This window comes from Novosphingobium sp. HR1a (assembly GCF_015594425.1).
Taxonomy (GTDB): Bacteria; Pseudomonadota; Alphaproteobacteria; order Sphingomonadales; family Sphingomonadaceae; genus Novosphingobium; species Novosphingobium resinovorum_A.
Map to the genome: position 1 here is coordinate 27,337 of NZ_JABXWS010000029.1, position 11,449 is coordinate 38,785.

9 protein-coding genes are annotated in these 11,449 nt (G+C 65.0%); 6 read left to right on the plus strand and 3 right to left on the minus strand.

What is annotated here, in order from left to right; translation table 11 throughout:
- Positions 1 to 127: 127 nt before the first annotated feature.
- Positions 128 to 796 carry a ribonuclease III gene (gene rnc / locus HWN72_RS05585; protein WP_008828823.1) on the minus strand — a complete coding sequence of 223 codons (669 nt, stop codon included), beginning with the start codon at positions 794 to 796 and terminating at the stop codon, positions 128 to 130.
- A complete protein-coding gene (gene lepB / locus HWN72_RS05590; RefSeq protein ID WP_069709122.1) occupies positions 797 to 1,639 on the minus strand; it encodes a signal peptidase I in 843 nt (280 codons plus the stop codon).
- A 148-nt stretch (positions 1,640 to 1,787) separates the two neighbouring features.
- Here lepB and pgi point away from each other — a divergent pair, with 148 nt between their 5' ends.
- Entirely contained in the window at positions 1,788 to 3,308 is a 1,521-nt protein-coding gene (pgi, locus tag HWN72_RS05595) for a glucose-6-phosphate isomerase (RefSeq protein ID WP_156799750.1), read from the plus strand.
- Between the two features lie 64 nt (positions 3,309 to 3,372).
- On the opposite strand, the gene HWN72_RS05600 is transcribed toward pgi, so the two are convergent.
- Positions 3,373 to 4,035: an alpha/beta hydrolase gene (locus tag HWN72_RS05600; protein WP_069707577.1), complete on the minus strand. Its 663-nt coding sequence runs from the start codon at positions 4,033 to 4,035 to the stop codon at positions 3,373 to 3,375.
- 188 nt (positions 4,036 to 4,223) lie between these two features.
- Between HWN72_RS05600 and gor the strand changes: the two genes are divergently transcribed.
- From gor to scpA, 5 genes are all read left to right on the plus strand, one after another.
- Complete coding sequence (gene gor, locus HWN72_RS05605; protein ID WP_069707578.1) at positions 4,224 to 5,582, plus strand: glutathione-disulfide reductase; 1,359 nt, start codon at positions 4,224 to 4,226, stop codon at positions 5,580 to 5,582.
- Positions 5,583 to 5,832: 250 nt separating this feature from the next.
- Positions 5,833 to 7,359: an acyl-CoA carboxylase subunit beta gene (locus HWN72_RS05610; RefSeq protein ID WP_069707579.1), complete on the plus strand. Its 1,527-nt coding sequence runs from the start codon at positions 5,833 to 5,835 to the stop codon at positions 7,357 to 7,359.
- Between the two features lie 93 nt (positions 7,360 to 7,452).
- Positions 7,453 to 8,646: a beta-ketothiolase BktB gene (gene bktB, locus HWN72_RS05615; protein ID WP_069707580.1), complete on the plus strand. Its 1,194-nt coding sequence runs from the start codon at positions 7,453 to 7,455 to the stop codon at positions 8,644 to 8,646.
- Between the two features lie 5 nt (positions 8,647 to 8,651).
- Positions 8,652 to 9,089, plus strand: a complete 438-nt coding sequence (gene mce / locus HWN72_RS05620; RefSeq protein ID WP_069707581.1) for a methylmalonyl-CoA epimerase — start codon at positions 8,652 to 8,654, stop codon at positions 9,087 to 9,089.
- A 144-nt stretch (positions 9,090 to 9,233) separates the two neighbouring features.
- Entirely contained in the window at positions 9,234 to 11,384 is a 2,151-nt protein-coding gene (gene scpA / locus HWN72_RS05625) for a methylmalonyl-CoA mutase (RefSeq protein ID WP_069707582.1), read from the plus strand.
- Positions 11,385 to 11,449 lie beyond the last annotated feature (65 nt).

The window sequence follows — 11,449 nt, forward strand, 5'->3', positions numbered from 1 at the left end:
AGCATGAGCGGAAATTCAAGGTTCATGCTGGCATATCCATACATAACGTACTTAAGAATATAAAATTCCCGTATTACAAATCCGCTCACCCTGAGCTTGTCGAAGGGTGATGAAGCAGAACGCCTCGCTAGCCGAATTTCCTCATGAACTCTTCTGCGGCGCCGGTCTCGGCGTCCTGCTTGGAATGGGCGGTGGCCTGTGCCGAACCGACGTTATGGACCGACACCTCGACCGTGAAGCGCGCGGCGTGATCCGGACCTGAACGCTCGATCAGCTTGTACTCGGGCATTCGGCGGCGGTTGCCTGCGGTCCATTCCTGCAGCGCGGACTTGGGATGCTTGCGCTTGCCGGTCTTGCCCTGGAGCGTATCCGCCCAGAGGCCGAGTACCATATCGCGCGCCGCTTCGAAACCGCGCTCGGTGAAGCAGGCGCCGATGATCGCCTCCATCACGTCGCCCAGGATGTTCTCCGAATCCTGTCCGCCGTCATCGCGCGCCTGCTTGCCGAGGCGCATGTGCGGGCCGAGGCCGATGTCGCGGGCGATCGTGGCGCAAGTGGCGCGGCTGACGAGCGCGTTGAGGCGCTGCGAGAGGCGGCCTTCCGCCTCGTCGCTGCCGCGGTAGAGCCATTCGGCCACCGAGAGGCCGAGCACCCGGTCGCCCAGGAACTCCAGCCTTTCGTAATTGCGTTTCTCGCCGGTGGAGCCGTGCGTCAGGGCCGCTTGCCAGAGCGCTTCGTCGAGCGGCTCCTGGCCGGAATGCTTGATCAGAAAGGCGCGGGTATTTGCTTCAAGCACTCAGATCACGCTCCCGATGCGGCTCCAGCGCGCGGCGGTGAACCATGTCCAGGGCTTGATCCATTCGGACGAACCGTCGGTCGAGAACATCATGACTGCCGCCTTGCCGACAAGGTTCTCCTGCGGGACCATGCCGACGCCGCCGCCCTCGACCGCCGGGAAACGGCTGTCCATCGAGTTGTCGCGGTTGTCGCCCATCAGGAACAGGTGGCCTTCAGGGACCACGAAAACGCCAGTGTCGTCCTGCGGGGTCGGCCCCATGTCGAGCACGGTGTAGCTCTTGCCGTTCGGCAGCGTCTCGCGGAACTGTGGGTAGGAGCAGACGTCCTTGCCGTTGTCCGTGGTTTCGAAGCCGGGGCCGCAATCGGTGTTGGGGCTGACGGGCACGGTGAAGTTGGCGACCTTCACCTTGGGCACCGACTTGCCGTTGATCCACAGCTGGCCCCCCTTCATCTGGATCTCGTCGCCGGGCAGGCCGATGACGCGCTTGATGTAGTCGACGTCGTTGTCCGGCGGGGCCTTGAAGATGACGACGTCGCCGCGCTCGGGCTGGCTGGCCAGGATGCGCCCGGGGATCAGCGGCACGCTGAACGGCAGCGAGTATTTCGAGAAGCCGTAGGACCACTTGGTGGCGAACAGATAGTCGCCGGTCAGCAGCCGTGGCAGCATCGACTCGCTGGGGATGTTGAAGGGCGAAACGATGAAGCTGCGCAGCACCACCACGCCCAGCACCAGCCAGAACAGGAACGAGAAGAAGTTCTCGTCCTTCTTGGGCTTGGCATCAGGGGCTCCGGCGGGTGCCTGGCCGGCTTCGATCTTTGTCGCGCTATGGGTGTCGCTCATGGGCAAACCCTTGCCCATGGCCGCGTGCTTCCGTCAAGAGCGATCCCGACCAACATGAGGTGCTGGCCGATAATTGCACAACTCGGGCTTGGATTTCGCAACTGCGGAACGCATAAGGCGCACCGAATGCTTACAGGAGATGCGTTGTATGAGCGAAGCGGTATGGAACAAGCTGCAGGGCCTCGACAAACCCACCTTGAGGCAGCTTTTCGATGCCGATTCCGGCCGTCTGGATGCTTTCGCGACGCGCTTAGAACTGGGTGAGGAGGAGAACTCCACCGGAATCCTGTTCGACTGGTCGAAGACGCACCTCGACGCCGCGCACGTCGCCGCCTTCGAGGAACTGGCGCAGGCGCAGGACTTCGCTGGCCGCCGCGCGGCGCTGTTCGCGGGCGAGATCGTCAATCCGACCGAAGGCCGCGCCGCCGAGCACACCGCCCAGCGCGGCGTCGGCAAGGACGAGAGCGTCCAGATCGCTGCCGAGAACCACCACCGCATGGCCGCCATCGTCGAGGCCATCCACCGCGGCGCCATGGGCGAGGTGAGGCACCTTATCCATGTCGGCATCGGCGGTTCGGCGCTCGGCCCGGCGCTCGCGATCGACGCGCTGGCCCGTGAGGGCGCGATGGTGGACGTGCATGTCGTCTCCAACATCGACGGCTGCGCGCTGGAGCAGGCCTTTGCCAAGTGCGATCCGGCCACCACGATGCTCGCGGTCGCTTCCAAGACCTTCACCACCATTGAGACGATGACCAACGCCGACAGCGTGCTGATCTGGCTGCGCGAGAACGGTGTCGAAGATCCCTACGGCCGGGTCGTCGCGCTCACCGCCGCGCCGGAAAAGGCGATGGAATGGGGCGTGGACGAAACCCGCATTCTGCCGTTCTCCGAGAGCGTGGGAGGGCGTTACTCGCTGTGGTCGTCGATCGGGTTCCCGGTGGCGATGGCGCTGGGCTGGCCGGACTTCGCCGAGTTCCTTGACGGTGCGGCGGCGATGGACGTGCATTTCCGCGATACTGACGGTCTTGCGAACCTGCCCTTGCGTGCTGCTTTCGCCGACCAGTACTACACCCGCCTGCGCGGCTGCCAGACCCGCGCGGTCTTCGCCTATGACGAGCGCATGGCGCTGCTGCCCGACTATCTCCAGCAGCTGGAGATGGAATCCAACGGCAAGCAGGTGACCTTCGATGGCAAGCCGATAGACGGGCCGACCGCGCCGATCACCTGGGGCGGGGTGGGCACCGATGCGCAGCATGCGGTGTTCCAGCTGCTGCACCAGGGCACCAACCTGGTGCCGGTGGACTTCATCGCCTCGATCGCGCCCGGGCACGACCTTGCGTTCGATCACCACCGCATCCTGCTGTCGAACTGCTTCGCGCAGGGTGCCGCGCTGATGGCGGGCAAGGCGAGCGAGGACCCGGCGCGTGCCTATCCGGGCGACCGCCCCTCGGCGACAATCCTGGTGGATGACCTGACGCCCGCCACCTTCGGCGCCCTCGTGGCGTTCCATGAGCACCGGACTTTCGCCAACGCCGTGCTGCTGGGGATCAACCCGTTCGACCAGTTCGGGGTGGAACTCGGCAAGGAGATCGCCAAGCAGATCGAGCAGGGCGGCGTGGAGTTCGATCCCTCGACCACCGCACTGCTGGCGCTGGCGGGAATCGCCTGAAAATAATACGCCGGGACGACGGTGAGGTCGCCCCGGCGCCCTGCAAGGGTAGGATAACGCGCCGTCAGGCGCGGTGTTCGAGGCCCTCGGCCCAATCGGCATGAGCAGGCAGGGCGGATCCCGGCGAGGATGCGCCGATCTCGATCAACTGCGAGAGCAGGCGCTTGCCGTCCTCCCAGCTGCCGAGGCCGGAATCTGCATTGATATGCCCGCTATTCCCGGCGTCGACGAACGTGCTGCCCCAGCGCCGCGCCAGGCTCTTGGATGTCTCGAAGCCCATCCACGGATCGTTGTGGCTCGCCACCAGCAGCGAAGGGAAGGGCAGCGCATCGGCAGGCGTCGGCGCGAAGCCGGTCACCCGTTCGTCGCGCGGAAAAAAGTCGACTTCCGGCGGCGCGACCAGCATCGCGCCGATCACCGGGGCGGACCAGCTCGGCTGCTCGAACTTGGACCACCACGCGGTCAGGATGCAACCGAGGCTGTGGGCGACGATCACCACGGGCCGTCCCGCGCGGTGCACGGCCAGGTTCAAACGGTTGATCCAGGTGTTGCGGTGGGGGGTGTCCCAGGTGCCCAGCTCCACCAGCTGGGCATTGTCGAACTCTTCCGCCCAGCGCCGCTGCCAGTGGCGCGGTCCGCTGCCGTCGAGGCCGGGGACGAGAAGGATCAGCGGTTCCTGCTTTTCGGATTCGCTCTGGGGCGAACGACTTTGAAGAGAACGGGGCATCGGCGATCTCCCTTGTGCTATGGGCTCGAATGTAAACTCAACTGATAAAGTTGACAATGCGTTCCGAGGTCAAAGCGGCAGGAAGAAATTCTTGAGCGCCGGATGGAAATGCGCCTGCCGCGTCCCCGTGTGCTGGCAATCGCAGGCCCCATGTCCCATATGCCCCGCGACCAAAGGAGCTTCATCGCATGCCCGCACAAGACGCCGATTATGACTACGACCTCTTCACCATCGGCGCCGGTTCGGGCGGCGTGCGCGCCAGCCGCGTGGCGGCCGCTTACGGCGCGCGCGTGGCGGTGGCGGAGGAGTACCGGGTCGGCGGTACGTGCGTGATCCGGGGCTGCGTGCCCAAGAAGATGCTCGTTTACGCCGCGCACTTCGCCGAAGACCTCGAGGACGCGCGCCACTTCGGGTGGGACGTCGGCGAGCCCAAGTTCGACTGGAAGACCCTGCGCGACAACGTGCTGGGCGACGTCGACCGCCTCAATGGCCTCTACACGCAGACGCTCGACAACAATAAGGTCGAGATCTTCCACCAGCGCGCGACGATCACCGGCCTGCACGAGATTACGCTGGCGAACGGCGAGAAGAAGACCGCGAAGCATATCCTGATCGCCACCGGCGCGCGGCCGCATGTGCCGGAATGCCCGGGGCATACGCATGGCATCACCTCCAACGAAGCGTTCCACCTCGACGCGATCCCGAAGCGCGTGCTGATCGCGGGCGCGGGCTATATCGCCAACGAGTTCGCGGGCATCTTCCACCAGTTCGGCGCCCATGTGACGCTCATCAACCGCTCCGACCAGATCCTGCGCGGTTACGATGAAAGCGTGCGCGACCGCCTGCTCCAGATCTCGCTGGCGAAGGGGATGGAGTTCCGCTTCAACGCGAACTTCGAGAAGATCATGAAGCAGGAGGACGGTTCGCTGGTCGTCCACATGAGCAATCACGAGCCGATCGAAGTCGACCTCGTCCTGTTCGCCACCGGACGCGTGCCCAATATCGAGGGCCTCGGCCTCGAAGACGTCGGCGTGAAGCTGAACGCAAAGGGCGCCATCGCGGTGGACGAGAACGCGCGCACCAGCGTGCCGAGCATCTATGCGGTGGGCGACGTGACCGACCGCGTGCAGCTCACCCCCGTCGCCATCCGCGAGGGACAAGCCTTCGCCGACCGCGTGTTCGGCGGCAAGGAGGCCAGCGTGGACTATTCGTGCATTGCCTCTGCAGTGTTCAGCCACCCGCCGCTCGCGGGCGTGGGCCTGACCGAAGCGCAGGCGACCGAGCAGTTCGGCACCTGCAAGGTCTACACCAGCGACTTCCGCTCGATGAAGAACGTGCTGGCGCAGCGCAACGAGCGCTCGCTCTACAAGATGATCTGCCATGCCGAGACCGACAAGGTTCTGGGCATCCACATGATCGGCGCGGACACGCCGGAACTGATCCAGGTCGCGGCGATCGCGGTGAAGGCGGGGCTGACCAAGGCCGATTTCGACGCCACCGTGGCGGTTCACCCGACGATGTCGGAAGAACTGGTGCTGATGAAGTAGGAGGACGAAAACCTCTTTCGTCATTGCGAGCGAAGCGAAGCAACCCAGGGCGGCGTAATGCTGCCCTGGGTTGCTTCGCTTCGCTCGCAATGACGGGTGGGTGGGCTCGGTCATATCGCCTGACGGATAGATCGCAGACGCACCCCGGATAAGTTTAACCGGTCGATTAAAAACAGTTGACCAGAGGCCTTTCCCGGTCTTACGCGGATGCAGCAATTGACGCTGTGTGCGCCGAGGCAAGGGAATCCGGATGTCCGCAAATATCGCCGAAATGGAGAAGCGCCGCTCCGCCGCAAAGCTGGGTGGTGGTCAGAAGCGCATCGACGCGCAGCATGCCAAGGGCAAGCTGACCGCGCGCGAACGCCTCGACGTGCTGCTCGACGAAGGCAGCTTCGAGGAGATGGACCTCTATGTCGAGCATGACTGCGTCGACTTCGGCATGCAGGACCAGAAGATCCCCGGCGACGGCGTGGTTACCGGTTCGGGCACCATCAACGGCCGCCTCGTCTACGTGTTCAGCCAGGACTTCACCGTGTTCGGCGGCTCGCTCTCGGCCCGCCACGCGCAGAAGATCTGCAAGGTGATGGACGCCGCGCTGAAAGTGGGCGCGCCGGTCATCGGCCTCAACGATTCCGGCGGCGCACGCATTCAGGAAGGCGTGGCCTCGCTCGGCGGCTATGCCGACGTGTTCCAGCGCAACGTGCTGGCATCGGGCGTGGTGCCGCAGCTCTCGCTTATCATGGGGCCCTGCGCGGGCGGCGCGGTGTACTCGCCGGCGATGACCGACTTCATCTTCATGGTGAAGGACAGCTCTTACATGTTCGTCACCGGCCCCGAAGTGGTGAAGACGGTCACCAACGAAGTCGTCACGCAGGAGGAACTGGGCGGCGCGATCACGCACTCCAGCAAGACTTCGGTGTCCGACCTTGCGCTGGAGAACGACATCGAGGCGCTGCTCGCGGCGCGCGATTTCTTCGACTTCCTGCCCTCGTCCAACCGCGACGGCGTGCCGGAACGTCCCTCCGCCGACGCATGGGACCGTCTGGAGCCCAGCCTCGACACGATCATTCCGCCTTCGGCCAACCAGCCGTACGATATGCACGAAGTGATCCGCAAGACGGTGGACGAGGGCGAGTTCTTCGAGCTCCAGCCGCTCCACGCGGGCAACATCATCATCGGTTTCGGTCGGGTCGAGGGCAAGACTGTCGGCATCGTCGCCAACCAGCCGATGGTGCTGGCGGGCGTGCTCGACATCAACTCCTCGAAGAAGGCGGCGCGGTTCGTGCGCTTCTGCGATGCCTTCAGCATTCCGCTCATCACCTTCGTCGATGTTCCGGGCTTCCTGCCCGGCACCGACCAGGAGCACAACGGCATCATCAAGCACGGCGCCAAGCTGCTGTTCGCCTATGCCGAGGCGACCGTGCCCAAGATCACTGTCATCACCCGCAAGGCCTATGGCGGTGCTTATGACGTGATGAGTTCCAAGCACTTGCGCGGCGATCTCAACTACGCCTGGCCCACTGCGGAAATCGCGGTGATGGGCGCCAAGGGCGCGGTTGAGATCATCTTCCGCGGTCAGGACGCCGACGGCATCGCCGCCAAGACCAGGGAATACGAGGACCGCTTCGCCAACCCCTTCGTGGCGGCAAGCCGGGGCTACATCGATGAGGTCATCTATCCGCACTCGACCCGCCGCCGCATCGCGCTGGGCCTGCGCAAGCTGCGGAACAAGGAACTCGAGAATCCCTGGAAGAAGCACGACAACATCCCGCTGTGACGCACGGCAGGTGGCCTTTTTGAGAGTACACGGACCGGATGTGAAAGCCGAATACGGCGCCCGGTCGAAGGATAAGGGATTGGAAGTCAGGTCATGGAAGAGATCTACATCGTCAGCGGCGTGCGCACGGCAGTCGGCGATTTCGGCGGTTCGCTGAAGTCGTTCATGCCTTCGGACCTCGGCGGCCTCGTCGCTACCGAAGCGCTTGCCCGCGCCGGGATCGAGGCGGACGCGGTGGAGCATGTGGTCATCGGCCAGGTCATGCCCACCAGCGCGCGCGACCAGATGCTGGCCCGCGTGATCGGCATCAATGCCGGCATCCCGCTCGCCACTCCGGCGCTGACGCTGAACCGCCTGTGCGGATCGGGCGTGCAGGCGATCGTCTCGGCCGCACAGATGATGAAGCTGGGCGAAGCCTCGGTGACGCTCGCAGGCGGCGCCGAAGTCATGTCCAACATCCCCTACCATGACCACGGCGTGCGCTGGGGCAGGAAGATGGGCGCCAACACGCAGGAAGACGCGCTGACGCTCGGCCTGTCGGACGCCATCGGCGGCTACCACATGGGCATCACGGCGGAGAATGTGGCGGAGCGCCACTGCGTGAGCCGCGAGGACATGGACGCGCTCGCCGCGACCAGCCACGCCCGCGCTGCGCATGCCATCGCCGAAGGCCGCTTCAAGGACCAGATTCTTCCCGTCGAGGTGAAGACCCGCAAGGGTGTCACCGTCTTCGACACCGACGAGCACGTGAAGGCCGACACCACCGTCGAAGTGCTGGGCAAGATGCGCCCGGCCTTCAAGAAGGACGGTACGGTCACGGCGGGCAACGCGAGCGGCATCAACGACGGCGCCGCCGCCGTGGTGCTCGCCACGGGTGCTGAAGTCGAGAAGCGCGGCCTCAAGCCGCTCGCGCGCATCGTCGCTTGGGGTCACGCGGGCGTCGAGCCGGAATACATGGGCGAAGGTCCGATCAAGGCCGTGCCGATCGCCCTTAAGCGCGCCGGGCTGAACCTTGACCAGATGGACGTGATCGAGAGCAACGAGGCCTTCGCCGCGCAGGCGGCCGCCGTCGCCAAGGTGCTCGGCTTCGATCCGGCGAAGGTGAACCCCAACGGTTCGGGCGTCTCGATCGGTCACCCCGTCGGCGCGACGGGAACCATGCTGACCATCAAGGCCATGTACGAGCTGAAGCGCATCGGCGGCAAGTACGGCCTCGTCACCATGTGCATCGGCGGCGGGCAGGGCATCGCCCTTGTGATCGAAAACGTCATCGAGAACGTAGGATAACTGGCATGAAGCTCGGCCGCCTCAACCACATCGGCGTCGCCACGCCCAATCTCGACGCTTCCATCGCGTTCTACAGGGAGGTGATGGGCGCTACCGACGTGACCGAGCCGTTCGTGCTCGAAAGTCAGCAGGTGCGCGTCTGCTTCGTCAACACGCCGGGCGAGGATGGCACTGCGGGCACGCAGATCGAGCTGCTCCAGCCCACCTCGCCGGACTCGGCGGTCGGCAAGTGGCTGGAGAAGAACCCGCTCGGGGGGCAGCATCACATCTGTTATGAAGTGCCCGATATCCACGCCGCCAAGGCGTGGTTCGAGGGCCTCGGCAAGCGCGTGCTGGGCGAGCCGCGCATGGGTGCGCACGGGACGCTGATCTTCTTCGTCCACCCCAAGGACATGGGTGGCCAGCTTACCGAGATCATGGAAACGCCGAAGGGCGCGCATTGAACTGACGTCGTCCCGGGCTCGACCCGGGACCGCTGGCCGGGAACGGCTCACCTCGCGGCGAGGCACCTTGAAGAGAGGCCCCGCTTAAAGACAGGCACCGGTCCCGGATCAAGTCCGGGACGACGAGTAAAAGAGGATACCACGATGCCCGACATCAACGACTGGCAGGCAGCGGCGACCAAGGAAGTCAAGGGCAAGGACCTTACTTGGGACACGCCCGAGGGCATCGCGGTCAAGCCGCTCTACACCGCCGAGGACGTGACCGTCGATCCAGGCCTTCCGGGCTTCGCGCCCTTCACGCGCGGCGTGCGCGCCTCGATGTATGCGGGCCGGCCCTGGACCATCCGTCAGTACGCGGGCTTCTCCACCGCCGAGGAATCGAACGCCTTCTACCGCCGCAACCTCGCGGCGGGCCAGAAGGGCCTGTCGGTCGCCTTCGACCTCGCAACGCACCGCGGCTATGACTCCGACCACCCGCGCGTGGTGGGCGACGTCGGCAAGGCGGGCGTGGCGATCGACTCGGTCGAAGACATGAAGATCCTGTTCGACGGCATCCCGCTCGACAAGATGTCCGTCTCGATGACCATGAACGGCGCGGTGATCCCGATCCTCGCCTTCTTCATCGTCGCCGGTGAAGAGCAGGGCGTCGATCGCAAGCTGCTCGACGGAACCATCCAGAACGACATCCTCAAGGAGTTCATGGTCCGCAACACCTACATCTACCCGCCCGAGCCGAGCATGCGGATCATCTCGGACATCTTCGGCTACACCAGCCGCGAGATGCCCAAGTTCAACTCGATCTCGATTTCCGGCTACCATATGCAGGAAGCCGGCGCGACGCAGGTTCAGGAACTGGCCTTCACCATCGCCGACGGTGCCGAATATGTGAAATACGGCGTGGCCTCGGGCCTCGACATCGACAAGTTCGCGGGCCGCCTGTCGTTCTTCTTCGCGATCGGCATGAACTTCTTCATGGAAGTGGCCAAGCTGCGCGCCGCGCGCGTGCTGTGGCACCGCGTGATGACCGATCTCGGCGCCAAGGATGAGCGTTCGAAGATGCTGCGCACCCACTGCCAGACCTCCGGCGTCAGCTTGCAGGAGCAGGACCCCTACAACAACGTGATCCGCACCACGATCGAAGCTATGGCCTCGATGCTGGGCGGCACCCAGTCGCTGCACACCAACGCACTGGACGAGGCGATCGCGCTGCCGACCGACTTCTCGGCGCGCATCGCTCGCAATACACAGATCATCATCCAGGAGGAGACCGGCATGTGCAATGTCGTCGATCCGCTGGGTGGGTCGTACTACATCGAATCGCTGACGCAGAGCCTCGTCGATCAGGCCTGGGAGATCATCGAGCGGGTGCAGGCCGATGGCGGCATGGCCAAGGCGGTCGCCGCCGGCTGGCCCAAGGCGATGATCGAAACCGCCGCCGCTTCCCGTCAGGCGCGCGTGGACCGGGGTGACGACGTGATCGTCGGCGTCAACAAGTACCGCCTCGCCGCCGAGGACGCGATCGAGACGCTTGACATCGACAACGCCAAGGTTCGCGAAGGCCAGATCGCTCGCATCAACAAGATGAAGGCGGAGCGCGACGAAGCCGTGTGCCAGGCCGCACTCAAGGCGCTGGCAGATGGTGCCGCCGCGCCCGCCAGCATCGAGAACAACCTGCTGGCTCTCGCGGTCGAAGCGGCCCGTGCGCGCGCGACGCTCGGCGAGATTTCCTCCGCGATGGAGGAGAGCTTCGAGCGCTACGGCACTCAGCCGACCCCGGTGAAGGGTGTCTACGGCGCGCCTTACGAGGGCGACAGCCGCTGGCAGCAGGTGCTCGACGGCGTGGCTGCGGTGGAGCGCCGCCTTGGCCGCAAGCCCAAGCTGCTCGTCGCCAAGATGGGCCAGGACGGCCACGATCGCGGCGCCAACATCATCGCCTCGGCCTTCGGCGACATGGGCTTCGAGGTCGTCTCCGGCCCGCTGTTCCAGACGCCCGAGGAAACCGTGGTGCTGGCCTTGCAGAACGAAGTCGACGTCGTCGGTGCCTCCAGCCTCGCGGCCGGTCACAAGACGCTGATCCCCGAACTGATCCAGCAGCTCCGCGATGCCGGGCGCAGCGACGTCAAGGTGATCGCCGGCGGCGTGATCCCGGCGAAGGATTACGAATACCTGCGCAACGCCGGCGTTCAGGGCATCTACGGTCCCGGCTCGAACGTGGTCGAATGTGCTGCCGATGTGCTGCGCCTGCTCGGCCACAACATGCCGCCGGCCGGCTCCGAACTGCAGGCGGCCGAGTAAGGGGATGCTGGATCAGCGCGGCATCGCGTTCTATGACAGGGCTTTGGCTCCGAGCCGCGCGCGTG

What these genes read in the sequence shown, in the direction of transcription:
- lepB (WP_069709122.1), bottom strand. Translation starts at nt 1,639, where the DNA reads ATGAGCGACACCCATAGCGCGACAAAGATCGAAGCCGGCCAGGCACCC.
- pgi (WP_156799750.1), top strand. Translation starts at nt 1,788, where the DNA reads ATGAGCGAAGCGGTATGGAACAAGCTGCAGGGCCTCGACAAACCCACC.
- HWN72_RS05600 (WP_069707577.1), bottom strand. Translation starts at nt 4,035, where the DNA reads ATGCCCCGTTCTCTTCAAAGTCGTTCGCCCCAGAGCGAATCCGAAAAG.
- gor (WP_069707578.1), top strand. Translation starts at nt 4,224, where the DNA reads ATGCCCGCACAAGACGCCGATTATGACTACGACCTCTTCACCATCGGC.
- HWN72_RS05610 (WP_069707579.1), top strand. Translation starts at nt 5,833, where the DNA reads ATGTCCGCAAATATCGCCGAAATGGAGAAGCGCCGCTCCGCCGCAAAG.
- bktB (WP_069707580.1), top strand. Translation starts at nt 7,453, where the DNA reads ATGGAAGAGATCTACATCGTCAGCGGCGTGCGCACGGCAGTCGGCGAT.
- mce (WP_069707581.1), top strand. Translation starts at nt 8,652, where the DNA reads ATGAAGCTCGGCCGCCTCAACCACATCGGCGTCGCCACGCCCAATCTC.
- scpA (WP_069707582.1), top strand. Translation starts at nt 9,234, where the DNA reads ATGCCCGACATCAACGACTGGCAGGCAGCGGCGACCAAGGAAGTCAAG.